Source organism: Hominimerdicola alba 8 (assembly GCF_000178155.2).
Taxonomy (GTDB): domain Bacteria; phylum Bacillota; class Clostridia; order Oscillospirales; family Ruminococcaceae; genus Hominimerdicola; species Hominimerdicola alba_C.
In genome coordinates, this window is record NZ_ADKM02000085.1 from 76,636 (window position 1) to 98,746 (window position 22,111).

Sequence of the window (22,111 nt, forward strand, 5' to 3'; positions counted from 1 at the left end):
GCACTTGTGTAGTATTTATATCGTCAGACAGCTTTCCAGCTTTGCAAGAATATCTGCCTTTTTATAGCCCTTGCCGATGAATACCAGCTGGTTTATTCGGTCGCCGTACTTGTCGTCCCAGTCTTCTTTCAGGTCGGGATAGCTTTCAAGTATGGCTTCAACTTCTTCCTGCGGGCAGGAAGCCAGCCACTCATTCAGTTCGGTGACACTTGCGTTGCGCCCCGCCTGCTCGAAAAGCTGTATATGCACATCGTCATCAGCGAACCACATATAGCCTTTTGTGCGGATAAGTTCTGCGGGGTACTCGTCCACCAGTGCCATGAACTTTTCTCTGTCAAAGGGACGCACTTCCTCATACACGAAAGAGGTTATTCCGTATTCGTCCATGCAGGCTTCCTTGTCATTAGGTTCATTGGTGTTCAGCGCACGCTGTATCGATGATGAAGCCTTTACCGAATGATAGTCGAATTCTCTGCCGTGAAGTATCTTGTCGGTATCTACAACGCTGTTGACAGCGGGTATTATCTCGGCTTCCGACTGTATATCGCGTATCGCTTTTGTGACCTCTTCTATCTGTCTTTCGCACAAAAGGTCGGTCTTGTTGAGTATTACAAGGTCACAGAATTCTATCTGGTCGATTATAAGGTTTATGATGTCGCCCTCTTCTGTGTCGTTCTCCATAGTTATCTCCCGCAGGAATTCGTTGTATATGCGGTCAGCATCTACCACCGATACGACAGAACTGAGATAAACGTTGGTATCGGGGGTGTCCTCTGTGTATATCACAAACGATGCCGCAATATTCGACGGTTCACTTATGCCCGATGCTTCAACGAAAACAGCTTCGATGTCGGGCAGCTGTGATATGCGCTCTATCTCAGCGATAAATTCATCACGCAAAGTACAGCAGATACAGCCGTTCTGGAGTTCCACCATTTCAACAGAAGCTATGCGGTCACGATTTTTGTTGAGCAGTGCAGCATCTATGTTGACACTGCCCATGTCATTGACTATAAGCGCTATCTTGCGCTGTTCCTGTTTCAAAAGGTTCTGCATGAGGGTAGTCTTGCCCGAACCGAGATAGCCTGTTATAAGTATGACCGGTATTTTTTTATTGTTCATACTGCACCTCATTTCAGCACGCCTGCGAGAACATCATAGTTCTTCTGCATTATGGAAAGATAGCTTGTGCCGTTTGCTATGTCGTCCGCTGATATCGACTGGAGTGAGTTGAGTTCTGCGATCTCTGCACTTTTGCCCGATGCTGATATGATGGAATTCGCTATATCTTTAGAAGAATTTTCAAGAGTGAATATGGTGCCGCAGTCAAGTTCATTTACCTTGTCAGCGAGGAAAGCTATCGTTTCAAAACTGGCTTCTGTTTCGGCAGAACAGCCGATGAATGCAGCGTAATAGTCCAGACCGTAATCATCAACAAAATATCTGAACGGGAATCTGTCACCAAAAACAAGTGTCTTTGAGGAAGCACTGTCAACAAGTGTCTTGAAGCTGTTGTCAAGTTCGTCCAGCTTTGCGGTGTAGCTTTCGAGGTTCGCCTTATAGTCGGCGGCATTGTCGGGGTCTATGGCTTCAAGTTCTTTCTCTATCGCCCCGCAGATGGTTTTTGCATTTTTCACCGAGAGCCAAACATGCTCATCGTACTCTTCTTCACCCTCTTCATGATGGTGTTCGTGTTCATCTTCATGCTCTTCTTCGTGTTCTTCTTCGTGCTCATGTTCTTCTTCATCTTCATCCTCATCACTGTGACCGTGACCGATGACTTCATCACAAACCTCATCGGGAGTCAGTGCGGCATCAAAGAAAGTAGGCCAGTTGCCTTCCGGGTCAACTATGGCATCGTAGCTTTCATTGCTCATTCTGAGATGGAAATGTTCTGCCTTTTCAGGCTCGATCATATGGTCGTTGAACTCGATATACACAGGTGCGCCTGACTCTTTGTCAACTGCTTCAAAACGGTACATGGCTGCCTTTGTGCCTGTTGACCAGTTCTGAATGAAATAGCCTGTGTATTCATAATCCGAATTTACTGTCTTTCCGTCATCGTAGGTAAATGTTATGTTGTCACCATCTATTTTTACAGAACTGATGTCAGTCTTATAACCGATCGTATAGTAATCCTTGTACTCTTCTGCGGTCATACTGCCGTCCTCTGACTTATGCTCCCACGCTTCATCAAGTGAACCGTCCAGCACCAGCGGATATGCAGACTGCCATTCGCCTGCCCAGTCTGAAAGGCTTCTGTCCTTAACTTCATCGTCCTCAAAGGTGGAAACTTCCTTGCTGTGATCGTGGTCATGCTCGTGTTCATCTTCCTGCATGCCTTCTTTGAGTTCTTCGACTTTTGCGGAGTCACCCAGAACGTCCATCAGCTCCACAACTTTCATATCTTCGTTATTTGCTTCTGCAAGGGCATTTTCGACCCATTCATCAGACTCTCCGCCAACATACACGAACAGGTCGCAGGAGGATATTTTCAGTATATCGTCAGCGGTGGGCTGATAGTTGTGCAGGTCAACGCCGTTGTCCAGCAGATAAGTGATCTCTGCATCGTCAGCATGCTCACCGAGAATTTCCTTTGTCCAGTCATATTCAGGGAAGATGGTGCATACCACGCTGAATGACTTGTTACCTTCCTTGCCGCCCGATTTTGACAAAGGCTTTTCGGAAGAATTTGCTTTTTCAGCGGTACCGCAGCCTGCAAGTCCCGCTGCTGCCATTGCTAATATCAGGGCATAAATGCCTATTTTTTTCTTTAACATAAATTAATGACCTCCGGATAGAATAATTAAACGCGGTGGCTGTGTTACCGTCCATTGCGGTGACACGCCATAAGAAAGAATTTTTCGTTGCGTATAAAACGCCGTTCTCGCCATGTATTACAGCACTGATATTTCAAGGAGGAAATATATTCTTTCATTATATAGCATACATGGTCGTTCTTTTATGCTCAATCCAGAAGTTCGACTTTGAGGGAGATAAGGGTGGTGTGTACCCGACCTCTTCTGCTGACAGCACTGCATATCACTGCAAGTAAGCAGGATATCATCACAGGCTGTATCGTCCCGGCAGAAGCCGTCCCGAAAGTTCGCAGTGTTTTGTGGCACTCAGACAGTGCTGTGCAGACAACACATTCTCCGCCCGTACAGTCGTGTTCGGCATGGGCGATGATAAATGCAGATGAACCCAGTATCACGAACCACAGTGCCGCAAGCACTATCCACGATACGATTTTCTTTCTGCTTTCTGACATGTCTGCTCACCTCACTTTACTTACAGTCATCACATATCACAAGTATCTCGATATCTCCGTCAGTCCCCATAGAGCCGTGATCATTCAGCTCGTTGATCATCTCACGACAGACTTCTTCATCTATCTGCTGTACTTTGCCGCATATCCTGCACCGCACGATCACCCTGCCTTTTTTGTCATCTGACAAGCGGTATTGATATTCGCGATTGCGGTTGATATCACGCTTTGCGATACCGCTTTTCACAAGGTTGCCCATGATACGGTAGACGGTGCTCTCAGGCAGAGATATACCTGTGCTGCTGTCAGCACGTATACCCGCTATCATCTCTTTAACGGTAAATGCCTGACCCATATTTGTTTTAAGAAAAGATAGTATGACAGTCCTCTGCATTGTATTGTAAGTTGCCATTATATCACCTTCGATCATCTGAGATTTGAAAGTAACTATCATTTTCGTTTTTATATTATAACTGTTTGACCGGCTTTTGTCAATACGTTACCATTAACTTCTAAATCTCCGATAAAATGAAAGTAACTCTCAAATTGCTTTTGTGAAATTTTGACAAAGAAAAAGTAGGTTTTTTTATATGTTGCTTTTACCTTCTGCTTCAATTACAGCACGTACTTTCGTGCGATGTATAAAAGACTTTTTTTCGTAGATAAGCATTAATGTCCAAAAAAATCCCCGGATATTGACGATCCTATCAGTGAGCGGATATCCGAAAAAGACATTCAGCTTTTGGAAAACAACGGTATTAAAGTTGAAGTCAAACTACCGCGTTAAAATATAATTAGTTATAATTATATAGATATGAAGTAACAAAATATGTGCTTACTAAAAAAGGAAGAAACCTCAGAATGAAGTTTCTTCCTTTTTTTACGTATTGAATATGTCTTTATTATTAGTTTTAAAAAAATTTTTAAGAGTGCCGACCTTGCGAGAAAATGCTTTGCGATATCAGATCAAACGTGAATGATAGAATAAGGATCTTACTTGAAAATATCTTTTATCTTTTCCAGCTTATCTTTGAAAGTGTTGCGCTTAGCGTAGTTCTTTTCGTTGAGGGAAGCCTCAAATTCGCGCAGCTTTTCTTTCTGGTCGCGGGTGAGGTTGCGGGGGACTTCTACATTTATGCGCACATAATGGTCACCGTAATCACTGCGGTTAAGGCGCTTGATACCCTTGCCCTTAAGCCTGAAAACGGTGTTGTTCTGTGTGCCTTCGGGCACTGTGTACTTGACCTTGCCGCCGACTGTGGGAACAGTTATCTCATCGCCCAGTGTTGCCTGTGCATAGGTTATCGGTATGTCTGTCCAGACGTCGTAGCCGTCGCGCTCAAATATCGGGTCGGGTCTGACCGTGATATTGATATGCAGATCGCCGCTGGGACCACCGTTTGTGCCGCGATTGCCCTCGCCTGCGACTCTGAGTGTCTGACCGTCGTCGATACCTGCGGGAATGTCGATATCGCGCTCGATCGTCTTCTTTACCATACCCTGACCGCTGCATGTACGGCATGGGTTATCAACTATCCTGCCCTTGCCGCCGCAGCGTGAACAAGTGGCAGTCTGTGAGATGTTGCCAAAAGGTGTGCGCTGGCTTATCCTTACAGTGCCGGTACCGTGACAGTCCGGGCAGGTCTTTGGTGAAGTGCCTGCTGCTGCACCTGTACCGTTACAATCTGGACAGGATTCGCTGCGTGGATACTTCATCTTGACTTTTTTGCCTGTGCATGCTTCCATAAAGTCTATGGTCAGGTTTGCACGTATATCTGCGCCGCGTCTGGGGGCGTTGGGGTTAGCCGCGCGTCCGCCGCCGGAACCAAATCCGAATCCGCTGAAGATCGAGTCGAAGATATCGCCCATGTCGCCAAAGCCGCCGAAACCGCCTGCACCTGCGCCGCCGCCATAGTTGGGGTCAACGCCTGCATGACCGAACTGATCGTATCTCGACCGCTTTTCGGGGTCAGAAAGCACCTCATATGCTTCGTTGACCTCTTTGAATTTTTCCTCTGCCTCCTTGTCGCCCGGGTGCAGATCGGGGTGATACTGCTTGGCGAGCTTACGGAAAGCCTTTTTCAGTTCGTCCTCCGACGCACCTTTCTGCACGCCGAGCACTTCGTAGTAATCTCTTTTATCTGCCATATATATCGCTCCTATATCAGCATAGCCTCCGTCCCGCATATGGAACGGAGGCTGCCGTCATCTTATCGAATTAGTCTGCGTCAGTGAACTCAGCGTCGATAACATCATCGCCGCCCTTGTTGCTGTTGTCAGCTGCACCTGCAGCTGCGCCGCCCATGTTCATGTTGTTGGGGTCAAAGCCCTGAGCGCCGCCCTGTGCACCGGCCTGCTGGTAGATCTTAGTAGCTACCTGCTGGAATGTTTCCTCCAGATCCTTGTGCTTAGCCTTGATAGCCTCCAAATCAGTACCCTTGAGTGCCTCCTTAAGAGCTTCGATCTTGCTTTCGCAGTTTGCCTTGTCAGCAGCGTCTACCTTGTCGCCGAAGTCCTTGAGGGACTTTTCAGCCTGGAATGCCAGCTGATCTGCGTTGTTTCTGGTGTCAACCTCTTCCTTCTTCTTAGCGTCCTCAGCTGCGAAAGCCTCAGCTTCCTTTACAGCCTTGTCTATGTCTTCCTTAGACATGTTGGTGGAAGAAGTGATAGTGATGTTCTGTTCCTTGCCTGTGCCCAGATCCTTAGCGGATACGTGAACGATGCCGTTTGCATCTATATCGAAAGTAACTTCGATCTGAGGTATACCTCTGGGAGCAGGTGCGATGCCGTCCAGTCTGAACATACCCAGCTGCTTGTTATCTTTTGCAAATTCTCTTTCGCCCTGCAGAACGTTGATGTCAACAGCGCTCTGGTTATCAGCAGCGGTGGAGAATATCTGGCTCTTCTTGGTAGGGATAGTGGTGTTTCTCTCGATGATCTTAGTGCAGACGCCGCCCATAGTTTCCAGACCGAGTGACAGAGGAGTTACGTCCAGCAGCAGCAGACCGTCCTTAACATCGCCGCCAAGAACGCCGCCCTGATATGCAGCACCGAGAGCAACGCACTCATCGGGGTTGATGCCCTTGAATGGCTCTTTGCCGATGAATCTCTTAACAGCTTCCTGAACAGCGGGTATTCTGGAAGAACCGCCGACCATCAGTACCTTCTTGAGATCGCCTGCGGACAGACCTGAGTCGCTCAATGCCTGTCTTACAGGACCCATTGTGGATTCTACCAGATCAGCAGTCATCTCGTTGAACTTAGCCTGTGTCAGTGTCATCTCCAGGTGCTTAGGACCTGTGGAGTCAGCAGTGATGAACGGCAGTGAGATAGTCGAAGAAGGAGTGCTTGACAGTTCTATCTTAGCCTTTTCAGCAGCTTCCTTCAATCTCTGCATAGCCAGCTTGTCAGCGGTCAGGTCAACACCCTCAGCAGCCTTGAACTCATTTACCATCCAGTCGATGATCCTCTGGTCGAAGTCATCGCCGCCCAGCTTGTTGTTACCTGCGGTAGCCAGAACTTCGGTAACGCCGTCACCCATCTCGATGATGGAAACATCGAATGTACCGCCGCCCAGATCGTATACCATTACCTTCTGATCCTCTTCCTTGTCGATACCGTAGGAAAGAGCAGCAGCGGTAGGCTCGTTGATTATTCTCTTAACAGTCAGACCTGCGATCTGACCTGCGTCCTTAGTAGCCTGTCTCTGAGCATCGGTGAAGTAAGCAGGAACAGTGATGACAGCTTCTGTTACCTTTTCGCCCAGATAAGCCTCAGCGTCAGCTTTCAGCTTCTGGAGTATCATAGCGGAGATCTCCTGAGGGGTGTATTCCTTGCCGCCCATAGTAGCCTTATAGTCTGAACCCATGTGTCTCTTTATAGAAATAACAGTGTTCTCGTAGTTGGTAACAGCCTGTCTCTTAGCGACCTGACCTACAAGTCTGTCGCCTGTCTTTGAAAGACCAACTACCGAAGGAGTTGTTCTAGCGCCCTCGCTGTTGGGGATAACTACTGCTTCGCCGCCTTCCATAACTGCTACGCAGGAGTTTGTTGTACCGAGGTCAATACCTATTATCTTTGCCATAAAATATCATCCTTTCGATCTTTCTCTTTTAAAATGGTTTAAGTGATAATATATAATGCGGAACTTACCGCGTTCTATATACTTAATTTACTATGGATTTGCCACAACGACCATCGCATATCTGATGACCTTATCGCCTATCCTGTAGCCTTTCTGGAAGACCTGTGCAACTACGTTTTCTCCAAGTTCGGGGTCTTCTATCTGGTTTACTGCATTAGCGATGTTCGGGTCAAATACTTCGCCTACAGGGTCGATGGGCTCGATACCCAGCTTAGTCAGTGCATCGGTGAACTGCTTGAAGATCATCTCGATGCCCTGTTTGTAAGCCTCGTCCTCTGTTTCGGTGTTCAGCGCTCTCTCGAAATTATCGAGAACGGGAAGTATATCCGACACCGTATCGCCCTTTACCGCAGCCGAAAGTTCAAGTCTTTCTTTAGCCGAACGCTTGCGGAAGTTATCGTACTCTGCCATAAGTCTGAGGTACTTGTCCTTGCTTTCGGCAAGTTCAGCTTTCAGCTTGTCTTCCTCGCTGATCTCTTCGGCAGTTTCTTCGGCGTTTTCTTTTTCCTCTTTCTCCTCTGTTTCTTCGGCTGTTTCCTCAGCCGAGTCATTCAGTTCCTCTTCCAGTTCGTCCTGTTTCTCTATATCCTTTTCAGACATCATATGCGCCTGCCTTTCTGTCATTATTTATCATCATCAGTTTCGTCCCGCTCGGTTATCATATCGGTTATACGCGATGTGAAATATTCGAGATACGGGATAAACTTCGCATAATCTATTCTCATCGGACCGATCAGACCCAGTGTACCCGCTGTTTTGCCGCCCTTTGAGAACGGTGCTGTGATTATCGAGGAATTGTGTATCACAAAGCCATCGGTTTCGGGTGAGAATTTCACATTCAGCCCTGAGAATGTGCTGTCGATGAAATCCATCAGTTCTTTTTCATTCTCCATGAACGTGATTATCTCGGTCTGGTCGAAATCCTTGCAGGTCAGCAGATTTTTCTGACCCTTGACCATCACATCTCTGTCAAGTTCTTTGGTCATTTTCAGCAGTTCACTGACAAGCGGTGAAAGGGTCATCATATACGTGCCCATCGCTTCTGTCAGCTTTTCGATGTTTGCATCTGTCAATTCACTTAGCGGTATACCGCTAAGGTTCTGCTTGACAAAATTATCAAAGAACTCAAGCTGTTCATGTGTCAGGTCAAATTCAAGTCTGCACACCTTGTTTTTTATCTCGCCGCTGGAGGTTATCATAAGTATCACATACATGCGTTTGCCTGTAGGTATTACCTCGACCTTTGATATCAGCGAGAATTTAGGCGTTGAATTTGCGACTACCGTAGCGCATTTTGTAAGATCGGCAAGTGCCAGCGAAGCGCTCTCAACAAGATCTTTCTCGGTGATGAAATCATCGGGAAGCATCGAATCCAGCTGTTTTTTCTCTTCCTCGCTCAGAGGATCCTGCTCCATCAGCTTATCGACATACAGCCTGTAACCTTTATAAGTGGGTACTCTGCCCGCCGAAGTGTGAGGCTGTTCGAGAAAGCCTTGTTTTTCCAACTCAGCCATCTCGTTGCGTATCGTTGCCGACGATGCTTTGACATGTGCCATGATAGCCTTTGAACCGACAGGTTCACCCGTGACGATATATTCATCAACGACCGCCGATAAAATTTTTAGCTTTCTGTCGTCCATATGCTCACCTTCCTGTACTCCGTAAAGCTGGTAGTTTAGCACTCACGACTTTCGGGTGTTAGCACTCACTCTCTCTGAGTGCTAAGTATAGTTTAAACCTTTTTTCACTTTTTGTCAAGTCCTTTAGACTAATTTTCCCGCCAAAGTTATAAAATTATTCAAGTAAAAATTGTGCATTTTACACAACTTGTACTGCACTTTATTCCGTAATGCGGCAAATACTGCTTTTGAGAGCATCTGACGGATAAAAAGCAGGTCGATATGCTTTTACACAAAGGCAGAACTTTTTTACTGCGTATCTGCAACAGTGTCGTTTCTATTGCGCGAAAAAAGATCCCGAAGCGAGTTTGGACGCTTCGGGATCTGTCAGCTTATCACTGCGGCTTGCCGCCGTTTTTCTTCATTATGAATTTCATGTAATTGGGTGTTACAAGAAATATAAAAAGGTATGCGACCACAAGGCTTACCACCATAGATTTGCCCAGCATTGGAGCGAATTTCAGCGGCGCGCCGTGTTTTGTTGCCTGCTTGTATGCCATGAATACCATTACGACAGTTATTATCGGTGTGTAGATAAGGTCTGATACAAGACTTTCAAGTGCGCGGCATGCCAGAGGCTTGCCCGTGACACCTGCTTTGTCACATACCGCATCACCGACCTTTTTCATCGGCACGAACATGCCTATTATAAGACTTATCACAAGGCTTTCAAGAAAACTCATTATAAATGCGGGCAAAGTGAACTGACCCGATGTAAATACCCCAACGAATGACAGCACAAGACTTAGCGTGACCCCCATCATCAAACTCATCTGTCTGCCGATTTTTTTCATATCCATAAAAAACCCCCTATTAGAAAATTTGTGTCAATTTCCATTTTTCTAATTTATATTATGTCATTTTTTGTTTTATTTGTCAAGCCCTTTTTATGAAATGTTATGAACTATCCATTAAATGTCATGTAAATGATATTTTGTCCGAAATGTGCTTGACAAATATTTGTCATAGTAGTATAATAAAAACAAATATTGTTTTTTTACGGTCAACTATTTTGACGCCGACTTGCTGTTTTTTCGGGCTTTTCAGTTTTTGTATGTAAGCTGAGGCTTACTTTCGCGATGACCTGACCTTGTCTGATGGAACTCCGTTTTATACATGGCGTGTATATCTGCTGACTGAATTGTTTATATTAGGAGTTGTTTTATATGCGTAAAACAAAAATCGTCTGCACCATTGGTCCTGCTACCGATGATGAGAACGTACTGCGTGACATGATGAAAAACGGAATGGATGTTGCACGCTTCAATTTCTCCCATTCCGAACATGAAACACATCAGAAGCGCTTTGAAACCATCACACGTCTGCGTGATGAGATGGGTCTGAACATTGCGACACTGATGGATACAAAGGGTCCTGAGATAAGACTGAAAAATTTCAAGGATCACAAGCCTGTCACCATAAAGGACGGCGACACTTTCACATTGACCACAAGAGATGTTGAGGGCGATGAGAGCATCTGCTCCATCACTTTTCCAAGACTGCCTAAGGATATCTCCACAGGTACACGTATCCTTATAAACGATGGTGTCATCGAACTTAAGGCTGTCAAGATAGACTCCACAGATATCCAGTGCGAAGTTATACACGGCGGCGTAGTGTCAGACCATAAGGGTATCAATGTTCCCGGTGTCAAGCTGTCAATGCCTTACATCTCCGATGCAGATATGGCTGACCTCGCTTTCGGTGCTAAGATGGGCTTTGATTTCATTGCGGCTTCTTTTGTAAGAACAGGTGCAGATGTTACCTATCTGAGGAAATTCACTCAGAGTCTTGGCTGGTTCAACCCGCGCATAATTGCAAAGATCGAGAATGCTGAGGGCGTTGAGAATATAGACGAGATACTTGAAGTTGCTGACGGCATAATGGTAGCGCGCGGCGACATGGGTGTTGAGATACCTTTCGAGAAGATACCTGCCATACAGAAAGAGCTGATACATAAGGCTTATAATGCAGGCAAACAGGTCATCACTGCGACTCAGATGCTGGAGTCTATGATAACCAATCCACGCCCCACAAGAGCCGAGATCACTGATGTTGCAAACGCTATCTATGACGGCACATCTGCTATAATGCTTTCGGGCGAAACTGCTGCTGGCAAGTACCCTGTTGATGTTGTAAAGACCATGAGTCTCATAGCTGAAACTACTGAGGGCGATATCGACTATGTGCGCCGCTTCCAGAAGCGTGACAATGTGGATCATCCCAGCATAACAGATGCTATCTGCCACGCGACTGTCACCACTGCACATGACCTTAAGGCAGCGGCTGTGCTGACTGTTACCAAGAGCGGTGCAACTGCACGCATACTCTCAAAGTACAGACCTGACTGCCCGATAATCGGTCTGACCACCGATACGGTGACCTGTCATCAGATGAATATGTCATGGGGCGTTCTTCCCGGTCTTGTAGAAGAGATGGACAATACTGATGAACTTATCTCCCGCGCAATAAAAGTTGCGCTTGAAAAGGGCTACCTGAAAGAGGGCGACCTTGTAGTTGTCACTGCCGGCGTACCTCTGGGTATAAGCGGCACCACAAACCTTATGAAGGTCGAAAGAGTTTGATAAAAAGTAATATATAGCAATCCGCCTTAAAATTCAGACAAAATCCAGTCACAAAACCCATAAATCCCAGCTTTTGCGACTGGATTTTGTGAATTTAAAAAGTTGGATTGCTATAGATTGCCGATCGTCTGCGAAGACGGTCGGCAATTTTTGGTAATTTTATGCCGCGATTTTAATATATATTGCTATATTATCCTTGTTGGCAGACTTGATATATGCTATAATATAATAGAGGAGGTTGCGCAAATAATTTCAGGAGGTGATGCGGGGATAGTTCAGTAATTTTATGGAATGTGTTTTAAATAATTATCATATCTGCCTTGTAAAATGCGTTTGAGTATGATATAATTATGTAAATGACATAGACTTATTTAATTGGGGATGACCGTAATTATTTTTTTGCAGCAGATGTGGTCAGCTAAGTCGTGTCGTGTGATTTAAACTATATTTAAGCTGTATCTGATACGATATGATAGGGTACAGCAGTGTTACGGCGGAGATTATCTGCTGTGGCGAAAAATACATCAATAAGGAGTGGACCCACATGAGATTATTGCTGGCAGAAGACGAAAAGGAACTTTCAAACGCATTGGTCGCTGTTTTCAAACATAACAACTATTCTGTTGATGCCGTGTATGATGGGCTTGACGCTTATGATTACATCATCGGCGCTGAGTATGACGGAATAATACTGGACATAATGATGCCAGGTATGGACGGCATAACTGTTCTTAAGCGGATACGTGACAAGGGTATACAGACCCCTGTATTACTGCTGACTGCAAAGTCGCAGGTGGAGGACAGGATAACAGGTCTTGACAGCGGCGCTGATGATTATCTGACCAAGCCTTTTGCTATGGGCGAATTGCTGGCTCGTATCAGGGCTATGACAAGACGCAAGACTGAATTTGCACCGAACTCTCTTAAAGTCGGGAATGTCACCCTTGACAGGGAGAGGTTCGTCATATCGACTCCTGAGGGCGGTGAACAGAAACTGGGCAACAAGGAATTCCAGGTGCTGGAGATGCTTATGCTCAACCGAAATGTGCTGATATCTACCGAACGCCTTATGGAGAAGATATGGGGCTTTGATGCTGAGGCTGAAATAAGCGTGGTGTGGGTGTATATATCCTATATACGCAAAAAGCTGACTGCGGTCAAGGCTGATATCGAGATAAAAGCCAGCAGAGGTGTAGGCTACACGCTGGAGGTCAGGGAATGATAAAGCGGCTTCAGCGAAGGTTTATACTGATAGCCGCGCTGAGTGTGCTGATAGTTGAACTGGTAGTCGTAGGGTCTATAAATGCCATAAATATAAGGCAGATAAACAAGCGTGAAACGCAGATAATGCAGATACTCTGCGAAAATGACGGCGATTTTCCTGATTTTATGCGCAGAGAACAGAAAAGCATCAAGCCTGATAACCGATACGGTGATGTGAATAATTCTGCTGGTCAGAATGCACCGCCGCCATCGCCGAATCAGGATATGAAGCGTAACGACAGCTTTGGTTTAAAACTCAACGAAGAAACACGCTACCAGACCAGATATTTCTATGTGCGGTATGACCGTGACCTGAAGCCTGTAAGGGTCAACACCGGTCATATAGCGGCTGTATCCAGTTATGAAGCGCTTGAATATGCAGAACGGGTAAATGCCGAGAAAAAGACTTCGGGCTTTGCAGACAATTACAGATATGCAGTCAAGGATACCGCTGACGGCGGTGTATTGTACATATTCCTTGATTGCCGTGACGGTATACAGACCAAGCAGAACTTCATACTGGTATCTGCGGCGATATCGCTGGGCGGCTGGATGCTGATATGTGTGCTGATAATGGTATTATCGAAAATGGCTGTCAAGCCGTTCATCGATAACTATGAGAAACAGCGCATGTTTATAACAGATGCGGGACATGAGATAAAAACTCCGCTGGCGATCATATCGGCTAACACAGAAGTCATTGAGATGATAAGCGAACCCAGTGAGTGGACTGAGAGCATCAAAAACCAGATAGAACGGCTGAACGGACTCATTGCCAACCTCCTTAAGCTGGCACGCATGGACGAAGATGCGGTCAAGCTGACTTTTGAGGAGTTCAGCCTTACTGACGCTTTCATCGATATCGCAGAGCCTTTCAAGACTCTTGCGGCGAACAAGGGTCTGAGCCTTGAGATAGAGGCGCAGGAGGGTATCCGTGTAAACGGTGATGAAGGTGCACTGAGACAACTGGTTTCGATACTCACTGAGAATGCCGTTAAATACTGCGACAAGGACGGTTCGATAAAGGCTGTGCTTACAAAGTCGGGGAGTGGACGGCATGCAGTGATATCGGTAGAGAACGACTGCAAAGAACCGCCATCACACCCTGAACGCCTGTTTGACCGATTTTACAGAGCAGACAGTTCACGCAAGAGAGATGACGGCGAGAAAAAGACAGGTTACGGCATCGGGCTTTCGGTAGCGAAAGCTACTGTTGATGCACATAAGGGCAAGATAGATTGCAAAACTGAGAACGGCAGGATCATTTTCAGGGCAAAACTTAAGATGGTATGACGGCAGAAAACGGATATCGGCGCGGTGGCTTTATAAATGATAAGGCGACTGCGCTGATGTTTGTTTAAACACTAGCTAAAACCAAACTTAAATTAATAACCGAAAGACACTTTCCTGTGTATGAAAAACGTTTAGAACTACTGTCGCATAAGTAACGACAGTAAGCTAAAAGACTTAAAATTCGGGTTTTTTTACGTCCGAAAATTATATTATGATTTTTTCAAAAGTTTCACTCAATGTTAAGTTAAGTTTAAGGTCGAGGGCTTATACTTATAATCATAGAAGGGAAGCGAACCTGAAAAAAAACCAAAACGAAAGGACTGATATTTATGGCAGCTATTCAAGAGATCTTCAAGCGTGTCGAGAAGAAATATATCGTCACTGACGAGCAGCAGGAAGAACTGGTAAGGTTCATGGCAGGCAAAGCCGCAGCAGATAACTACGGACTGACTACCATCTGCAATATCTATTACGACACACCCGATCATCAATTGATAAGAACTTCTATGGAAAAGCCCGTATATAAGGAAAAACTCCGTATAAGAAGCTACGGCGTACCTAATAAAGACAGTAAGGTCTTTGTTGAACTTAAAAAGAAGTACAAAGGCGTTGTCTACAAAAGGCGCGTTGATATGTCGCTGATAGACAGCTACGAGTTCGTTAATTTCGGCGTGATGCCGGGTAAGAACCCGCAGATCGAAAAGGAGATAGACTATTTCCTGCATTTCTACAAAGACATTGCGCCTGCGATGTACTTAAGCTATGACAGGATAGCTTATGCAGGTATCGGCAACCCGGATCTTCGCATAACCTTCGACAGCAACATTACTTACCGTGAGGAAGAGGTACGACTGGAGAAAGGTGTGTGGGGCGACAAACTGCTCGACCCACACACAAGGATCATGGAGATCAAGATACCCGGTGTTATGCCACTTTGGCTGAGTCACCTGTTAGACGATCTTAAGATCTATCCCGCCAGCTTCTCAAAATACGGTGAAGCATATAAGCGGGTTTTCAGCGAAGCCCTCGACCAGAATGAATATCTTAAACTTGACAACTTAAACAGTAAAGGAAAGGTGAATGACTGTGCTTAACAATTTTCAAACATTTTCTCTCGATCTCACTTCATCTGTGGGAACATCTACTATCAATAATTCGACGTTTTTTATCTGCTCTGTCGTTTCACTCCTGGTTGGCGCGGCTATAGCATTCAGCTTCTGCTATAAGCAGGGCAAGAGCAAGAGTTTTGCGACTACACTGGCACTTCTGCCTGTGATAGTACAGGTGATAATCATGCTGGTCAACGGCAATCTCGGAACAGGTGTTGCTGTGGCAGGTGCGTTCAGCTTAGTACGCTTCCGTTCGATGCCGGGCAATGCAAAGGATATACTTGCGATATTCCTTTCAATGGCAGTAGGTCTGGCAACAGGCACGAATCATCTGGTGCTGGCAGCTCTCTTTACAGTGATAGTTATTGCCGGCAATATAGTTTACATGATACTTCCTCTCGGTGAAAGCGCTGAGAATGAGAAGTCACTGATGATAACCATTCCTGAGAGCCTTGATTACAGCGAAGTATTCGACGATATATTCGATAAGTTCACAACTAAGGCAAAGCTGGAACAGGTCAAGACCACTAATATGGGCAGCCTTTTCAAGCTGAGATATGACATCACTCTCAAAAAGGGTGTCAATGAGAAAGCGTTCATTGATGAACTGAGAGTACGCAACGGCAATCTGGAGATACTCGTGGCAAGAAAATTGCCTGATATGGAAAAGCAGCTCTAATTCATAAATATGTAACTAAACACTCACCTGACAGAGTTTTATCGCAGGTGAGTGTTGCTGTATAAAAATATAGGGTAAATGATTTAATAAATTAATGGAACGGAGGGAATTCCATGAAAAAGGATAGTATGAAAAGGTTTGCGGCTTTCGCAGCAGCGATAGCAGTCATAAGCATGGCAGGCTGCGCTGAAACAGGCAGCAAAGTATCTGACAAGAACAATGCAGAGAGCGCAGCTGTGGTGACTGCGGCAGAAGCAGGCATCGAAGCAGATGACATCGAGGTGGGATACGAAGAGTCTGATTCGGCGGCTGTGATATTCAGTGATGACGGAGCAGATGTTTCCGGAACAGGTGTAAGTGCAGATGGTACAACAGTCACCATAACAGAAGATGGCACTTACGTGCTCAGCGGAAGCTGTTCAAACGGCAGGATAATAGTTGAAGCAGCTGACACCGCCAAGATAAAGCTGGTCCTGAACGAACTAAGTCTGACTTGCGCTGACAATGCACCTGTGCTTGTAAAGTCGGCTGACAAAGTATTCATGCTGCTGGAGAGCGGTACTGTAAATTCACTGACTGATGGTGCAAGTTATGCCCTTGCTGATGGTGAGAACACTGATGGGGCAGTATTCTCAAAGTCAGATCTGACTATAAACGGTGACGGCTCGCTGACTGTCAACGCAAATTACAAACACGGTATAGTGTCAAAAGATGACCTTGTCATAACAGGCGGCAATGTGACTGTCACATCTGCAAGTTCGGCGCTTGTGGGTAAAGACAGTGTCAAGATAAGTGCGGGCGTATTTGACCTGACATCAGGCACTGATGCTGTAAAGTCAACAAACAGCGAAGAAGATGGCAAGGGAATAGTCAGCATAACAGGCGGCAGTTTCAAAGTAAACGCTGGCGGAGATGCTTTCTTCGCTAAGACCGACCTGCAATTTTCAGGCGGCGATTTTGATATAACCACAGGCGGCGGAAGCGAAAATGCTTCTGTGAAAGCTGACGGCAGTCCTAACGGCGACTGGCAGAATGGCTTCGGTAAAGGCGGCAGACGCGATGAGAACGGCGGTTTTGGCGGCAGACCCGATGACTTCGGCAATTTTGACGGAGATATGGGTACTCCTCCCGATGGCTTTGACGGCGGAGATATGGGTACACCACCTGATGGTTTCGGCGGCGGTGAGATGGGAACTCCCCCTGATATGGGTGACATGGGCGATATGAAACCCGTGAGCAGTGACGGTGGTTTTGAGGTATCCTTTCTGTCAGATGAAACTGTCAGCACTGAAAGCACAGGCACATCGGCAAAAGCGCTGAAAGCAGGCGGAAATATCGTCATTGAGGACGGAACTTTTACAATTGATTCAGCTGATGATGCACTGCACTGTGATGGTGCGGCACACATAAGCGGCGGCAGTTTCACGGCTAGTTCAGGCGATGATGGAATACATGTAGGCGGCGATCTTGTCATTGACGGCGGCAAGATAGACATTTCCAAAAGCTATTAGGGCATAGAGGGAATGACTGTCACTATCAGCGGCGGTGAAATCAGCGTTACTTCACGCGATGACGGTATCAACTGCGCAGGCGGCAGTGACACAGGTTCCGACATGCGTATGGGCAGAGATGCTTTTGCAGCGCAGGAAGGAGTTTTCCTGAAAATAACAGGTGGTACGCTCAATGTTGATTCGGGCGGTGACGGTCTTGATTCCAACGGTGACCTCATTATTGAGGGCGGACTGATCTATGTGAGCGGTCCTGAGAACAGCGGTAACGGTTCGGTAGACCACAACGGTTCTGCAAGCATCACAGGCGGTACCATAATTGCCAGTGGCGCGATAGGCATGGAGGAGATGTTTGAAGAAGATGGCACTACCCAGTGCGCGGTCTGCTACGATTTCACACAGTCTTTCCCTGCCGACACTGAGTTCACTGTGACCGACAGTGACGGAAACGTCCTGCTGACTTTCACTAACCAAAAGACATGGCAGGGTGTTATCTTCTCCTGTCCCGAATTTGTTCAGGGTGAGAGTTACACTGTCAGTGCAGGTGACGAGAGCGAAACTATCACACTTGACAGCGTGATAACTTCCAACAGCACAGGAGGAATGGGCGGTTTCGGCGGCGGTATGCACGACGGAAACGGCGGCATGGGCGGCTGGAGAGATGGCGGATTTTAAAGATTTGCAGTAACTTGACAAACAGCTTGCTTGTATGATATAATTTCCCTGATAGGGGGATCGATATGGGACTTAAGCTGTTTGTCGATGATCTGCGTACATTTCCCGAAAAGGGCTTTGAATGCGTGAGAAACTATGATGACTGTCTGCTTTACTACAGCATCTTCGGTGATTTTGATTTTGTCAGCCTTGATTTTGATCTTGGTGACGGTCATACAGGTCTGGAGATATTGCAGTGGCTCAAAGCCAACGGAAAAAATCCTAAGCACATAAATATCCACAGCACGCATATCGAGGGCAGGCGTGAGATGCAAAAATTCGCGCTGGAGAATTTTCCTCAGGCGGCTGTTACGATGAACATGACCGAATAACAAAAGGCTCGGTACTTGACCGAGCCTTTTTTATATCTGTAATACTATGGATTGAGTCTGTTAGGACCTCTGAATATGAACATAGCTTCCTTGATGTGCAGACCTGTCAGCAGCATTGTAAGTCTGTCAACACCCAGTCCGAAACCGCCGTGAGGAGGACAGCCATACTTGAAGAATTCAAGATAAAACTTAACATCTTCGTCCAGCCCCTTCTCCTGCGCTTGCTTTTTCAGAATTTCATATCTGTGCTCTCTCTGTGCGCCTGTGGTGATCTCAACACCTCTCCAGATCAGGTCGTAACCCATAGGTACGCCGTTTTCGTCGCGCATGTGGTAGAATGCTCTCTTTTCAGCATCGTAGTCTGTGATGAACAGGAACTCGTGGTTATAGTGCTTCTTGACCCACTCATAGCTGAGTTTTTCAGCGTCGGTAGTGAGGTCGCCCTTTTCCTCTTCCGGAACAGTGTAGCCGTACTCTTCTTCCAGAGCCTTGTACAGGTCAGCCAGCTTTACAACAGGGAAAGGAGTTTCGGGAACGATGACCTCCTGACCGAACAGCTCCTTGATCTGTTCGCCGTACTGCTCCTTAACAGCAGTCAGACCGACTTTGAGCAGCTGCTCTTCCATAGCCATAACGTCTTTGTAGCTCTCGATATAGCTGAATTCAAGGTCAAAGCCTGTGAACTCGGTGGTGTGCTTGCTGGTATAGCTCTTCTCGGCTCTGAAAACAGGTCCTACCTCGAAGATGCGCTCAAAGCCGCTCGCCATAGCCATCTGCTTGTAGAACTGAGGTGACTGTGCCAGATAAGCCTTTCTGTCAAAATACTCTACCTCAAAAACGCTTGAACCGCTCTCGCTTGCCGCGCCTATCAGCTTAGGTGTGTGTATCTCGATGAAATTCTGACCAAGCAGGAAATTGCGCATCGCATTTACAAAGCAAGTCTGTACCTTAAACATCAGCTGGTTCTCGTCAGTTCTCAGGTCTATCCAGCGGTAGTCTATACGCTGGTCGATACTGGAACGCTCAACAGCCTTTTTCTTTTTGGTGGCAGGTATCTCCTTGCGGGTGATGGGCAGGGCATCAGCAATGCTCTCACAGATGATGTCCTCAGGTATCATTTCCAGACCGCCCAGCTTTACATAATCGTTCTCCATTACCTGACCGATTATGGTAACTACCGAATCGCCTGTCAGCATATCCAGCTTTTCATTAAGCTCAGGGTGCTTCTCCTTTTCAACAGTTACTTGCAATTTGCCTGTTATGTCCTTTACAACGATGAAAGCCATAGCGCGGCTGTTGCGGAAATTCTCCACAAAGCCCTGAACCTTGATGGTTTCGCCAAGATTTGCTTTCACGTCCTTTATGTATGTTCTGTTCATTTAACTTCCTCCGTTCGGGAATAGACCCATTATTCTTACATACCCTATTATTATACAGCTTTTTAGGCTGATTGTCAAGGGTAATTTGGAAAGGGCGGCAGGAGTTTTATTAACTCTATATTAACAAATCTTAACAGTCATTTTTATACAAAATGTCAATATACTTTGGCGAAAAATTTGTTTATAATATAAGTATATGAAATGGGGGATCTTCAATGGATAAAGCGGCAGAACTTTACAAGACTTTGATAGACGAACTTGTAAAGATATCGGAACACAGTGTAGGGGCTGATAATGTCAGAAAAGGCAGAGTGCCTGCCGCTGACAGCGAGAAGATAAACAGAGTGCTGGCAAAGCTGTCATCAGCTGACAGGGAAGTGCTGGCGGCTTTTGTCGCAGAGGAATATGTCAGCGGCATATTTGATGTGCTTGACCTGCTTGAATGGTACACATGCTGCCGCGATATGAAAATATCCGTTGACGGTGAGATACTCCCGACAGGGAAGTTCGAGGGCATGCAAAACGATTTTATCGGCAGGCGCGGCGGCTGGAAATTTCCCGATGACAGACCAAAAAAACAACTGATAATATGATAAAGGAGCCAAATAATATGCTTGAAACGATAGAACAACGCAAGACCAAAAAAGCCGATGCTATTGACGAACTGACCGCTATGCGCAGCGAACTTATAGACCTCGCAAATGCTGCAAAGGCGAACAAGATACCTGTTATAATAACCATTGACGGCTGGTCAGCAGCGGGCAAGGGTTCGCAGATAGCTAAGCTGATAAAGTATATGGATCCTCGATTTTACAATGTTGAGTCGATACGCACGCCGAATGTTGTGGAACTGCGCAAACCCTGGCTTCATCGTTTCTGGCAAAGGCTCCCGAAGCAGGGCGAATTTCTGATACTTGACGGCAGCTGGTACAGAGATACCGTAAATGCCTATATGTTTGAGGAGATAAGCAAGTCGGAGTACAAGGCACGTATCGAGGACATCAACACCTTTGAACGCCAACTGGCTGATGACGGCTATCTTATCATAAAATTTTTCCTGCATATCACAAAGGATGAACAAGCTAAGCGTCTGCAAAAGCTGTCAGCTTCCGAGATAACACGCTGGCGCGTCAACGAGCAGGATATCATCAACAATGAGAATTACGAGAAATTTTTCAAGCGCTATGACAAGACACTTATGCGCACCAACACAGCGTTCGCACCCTGGCACATAATCGCCGCCAACGATAAGGTAACAGCGCAGTTCTCGATAATGATGACCGTCACCAATGCCATAAAGGGCGCATGTGCAGCAAAAGCTGAGGGCAGGCAGTTCTTTGACAAGCCTGAATTTCCTGTTATCGACTATGTTAAGCCCGAATTCAAGATGGCAAAGCCGAAGAAGCTGTCTGAGGTCGATATGGACAAGTCGCTGACAGATGAAGAATATGCCGCCAAGCTGGAAAAGTACCAGACCCGTCTTTTTGAACTGCAAAACCGCTGCTATCAGAAGAAGATACCTGTTATAATAGCATATGAGGGCTGGGACGCAGGCGGCAAGGGCGGCAACATCAAGCGTGTGGCAGCTGCACTTGACCCGCGCGGGTACGAAGTTAAGCCCATAGCCGCACCTGAGCCGTCAGAACTGGCAAGGCACTACCTCTGGCGCTTCTGGACAAGGTTGGAAAATGATGGTCACTTCACCATTTTCGACCGCACATGGTATGGCAGGGTGATGGTAGAGCCGATAGAGAAGATAACCCCGCAGGAACGTGCGGACATGGCTTATCAGGAGATCAATGAGTTTGAACACCAGCTGACCGAATGGGGTGCTGTGGTGATAAAATTCTGGATAAACATTGATAAGGACGAGCAGTACCGCCGTTTCAAGGAGCGTGAGAGCACACCCTCAAAGCAATGGAAAATAACCGATGAGGACTGGCGAAACCGTGAAAAGTGGGACGAGTATGAAAAGGCAGTTGACCGTATGGTAGAACTGACCTCGACAAACTTCGCACCCTGGACGATAGTTGAGGGCAACGACAAAAAGTATGCCCGCATCAAAGCGCTCAAGACGATCTGCAAGCGCCTTGAGGAAAGACTGCTGGAACTGGACGACCTCAGATAAAACAAGGACACTTCTGCACGATGCGGAAGT

At 46.3% G+C, this 22,111-nt stretch carries 20 protein-coding genes; 10 read left to right on the forward strand and 10 right to left on the reverse strand.

The annotated features are described in order from the left end of the window. Positions 1 to 15: 15 nt before the first annotated feature. From CUS_RS09380 to CUS_RS09420, 9 genes are all read right to left on the reverse strand, one after another. Positions 16 to 1,122 carry a CobW family GTP-binding protein gene (locus CUS_RS09380; protein ID WP_037276981.1) on the reverse strand — a complete coding sequence of 369 codons (1,107 nt, stop codon included), beginning with the start codon at positions 1,120 to 1,122 and terminating at the stop codon, positions 16 to 18. Between the two features lie 8 nt (positions 1,123 to 1,130). After that, the gene (locus CUS_RS09385) at positions 1,131 to 2,780 is read right to left on the reverse strand and encodes a metal ABC transporter solute-binding protein, Zn/Mn family (protein WP_002849988.1); all 1,650 of its coding nucleotides are present in this window, start codon (positions 2,778 to 2,780) and stop codon (positions 1,131 to 1,133) included. 188 nt (positions 2,781 to 2,968) lie between these two features. Then, positions 2,969 to 3,271: a hypothetical protein gene (locus CUS_RS09390; protein WP_002849884.1), complete on the reverse strand. Its 303-nt coding sequence runs from the start codon at positions 3,269 to 3,271 to the stop codon at positions 2,969 to 2,971. Positions 3,272 to 3,287: 16 nt separating this feature from the next. Continuing rightward, complete coding sequence (locus tag CUS_RS09395) at positions 3,288 to 3,680, reverse strand: transcriptional repressor (RefSeq protein WP_037276982.1); 393 nt, start codon at positions 3,678 to 3,680, stop codon at positions 3,288 to 3,290. A 581-nt stretch (positions 3,681 to 4,261) separates the two neighbouring features. Continuing rightward, positions 4,262 to 5,416, reverse strand: a complete 1,155-nt coding sequence (gene dnaJ, locus CUS_RS09400; protein WP_002850015.1) for a molecular chaperone DnaJ — start codon at positions 5,414 to 5,416, stop codon at positions 4,262 to 4,264. 70 nt (positions 5,417 to 5,486) lie between these two features. Further along, positions 5,487 to 7,352 (reverse strand): molecular chaperone DnaK, encoded by a 1,866-nt coding sequence (gene dnaK / locus CUS_RS09405; RefSeq protein ID WP_002849943.1) that lies wholly within the window; start codon positions 7,350 to 7,352, stop codon positions 5,487 to 5,489. A gap of 90 nt (positions 7,353 to 7,442) precedes the next feature. Beyond that, entirely contained in the window at positions 7,443 to 8,036 is a 594-nt protein-coding gene (grpE, locus tag CUS_RS09410) for a nucleotide exchange factor GrpE (RefSeq protein ID WP_002849994.1), read from the reverse strand. Beyond that, complete coding sequence (gene hrcA / locus CUS_RS09415; protein ID WP_002849926.1) at positions 8,036 to 9,052, reverse strand: heat-inducible transcriptional repressor HrcA; 1,017 nt, start codon at positions 9,050 to 9,052, stop codon at positions 8,036 to 8,038. The genes grpE and hrcA overlap by 1 nt, the downstream gene beginning before the upstream one ends. A gap of 374 nt (positions 9,053 to 9,426) precedes the next feature. Beyond that, positions 9,427 to 9,891: a hypothetical protein gene (locus CUS_RS09420; RefSeq protein ID WP_002849898.1), complete on the reverse strand. Its 465-nt coding sequence runs from the start codon at positions 9,889 to 9,891 to the stop codon at positions 9,427 to 9,429. 366 nt (positions 9,892 to 10,257) lie between these two features. Here CUS_RS09420 and pyk point away from each other — a divergent pair, with 366 nt between their 5' ends. The 8 genes from pyk (at position 10,258) to CUS_RS09460 (ending at position 18,574) form a co-directional block, all read left to right on the forward strand. After that, entirely contained in the window at positions 10,258 to 11,676 is a 1,419-nt protein-coding gene (pyk, locus tag CUS_RS09425; RefSeq protein ID WP_002850065.1) for a pyruvate kinase, read from the forward strand. A gap of 544 nt (positions 11,677 to 12,220) precedes the next feature. Continuing rightward, positions 12,221 to 12,898 (forward strand): response regulator transcription factor, encoded by a 678-nt coding sequence (locus CUS_RS09430; RefSeq protein WP_002849892.1) that lies wholly within the window; start codon positions 12,221 to 12,223, stop codon positions 12,896 to 12,898. Beyond that, positions 12,895 to 14,232 carry a sensor histidine kinase gene (locus CUS_RS09435; protein WP_002849900.1) on the forward strand — a complete coding sequence of 446 codons (1,338 nt, stop codon included), beginning with the start codon at positions 12,895 to 12,897 and terminating at the stop codon, positions 14,230 to 14,232. Before CUS_RS09430 ends, CUS_RS09435 begins: the two co-directional genes overlap by 4 nt. A gap of 329 nt (positions 14,233 to 14,561) precedes the next feature. Next, positions 14,562 to 15,326: a polyphosphate polymerase domain-containing protein gene (locus tag CUS_RS09440; RefSeq protein WP_002850052.1), complete on the forward strand. Its 765-nt coding sequence runs from the start codon at positions 14,562 to 14,564 to the stop codon at positions 15,324 to 15,326. Further along, the gene (locus CUS_RS09445) at positions 15,313 to 16,020 is read left to right on the forward strand and encodes a DUF4956 domain-containing protein (protein WP_037276983.1); all 708 of its coding nucleotides are present in this window, start codon (positions 15,313 to 15,315) and stop codon (positions 16,018 to 16,020) included. Before CUS_RS09440 ends, CUS_RS09445 begins: the two co-directional genes overlap by 14 nt. A gap of 113 nt (positions 16,021 to 16,133) precedes the next feature. Beyond that, on the forward strand, positions 16,134 to 17,531 hold the full coding sequence (locus CUS_RS18610) for a carbohydrate-binding domain-containing protein (protein WP_002850057.1): 1,398 nt from the start codon (positions 16,134 to 16,136) through the stop codon (positions 17,529 to 17,531). A 12-nt stretch (positions 17,532 to 17,543) separates the two neighbouring features. After that, entirely contained in the window at positions 17,544 to 18,203 is a 660-nt protein-coding gene (locus tag CUS_RS09455; RefSeq protein WP_002849920.1) for a hypothetical protein, read from the forward strand. Between the two features lie 65 nt (positions 18,204 to 18,268). Then, positions 18,269 to 18,574, forward strand: a complete 306-nt coding sequence (locus tag CUS_RS09460; protein ID WP_002849907.1) for a cyclic-phosphate processing receiver domain-containing protein — start codon at positions 18,269 to 18,271, stop codon at positions 18,572 to 18,574. A 44-nt stretch (positions 18,575 to 18,618) separates the two neighbouring features. Here CUS_RS09460 and aspS read toward each other — a convergent pair whose 3' ends face one another. Beyond that, positions 18,619 to 19,953 carry an aspartate--tRNA(Asn) ligase gene (gene aspS / locus CUS_RS09465; RefSeq protein ID WP_002849992.1) on the reverse strand — a complete coding sequence of 445 codons (1,335 nt, stop codon included), beginning with the start codon at positions 19,951 to 19,953 and terminating at the stop codon, positions 18,619 to 18,621. A 215-nt stretch (positions 19,954 to 20,168) separates the two neighbouring features. Between aspS and CUS_RS09470 the strand changes: the two genes are divergently transcribed. Beyond that, positions 20,169 to 20,546 (forward strand): DUF6547 family protein, encoded by a 378-nt coding sequence (locus tag CUS_RS09470; RefSeq protein WP_002849897.1) that lies wholly within the window; start codon positions 20,169 to 20,171, stop codon positions 20,544 to 20,546. 17 nt (positions 20,547 to 20,563) lie between these two features. Beyond that, a complete protein-coding gene (gene pap / locus CUS_RS09475; protein WP_002849979.1) occupies positions 20,564 to 22,081 on the forward strand; it encodes a polyphosphate:AMP phosphotransferase in 1,518 nt (505 codons plus the stop codon). Positions 22,082 to 22,111 lie beyond the last annotated feature (30 nt).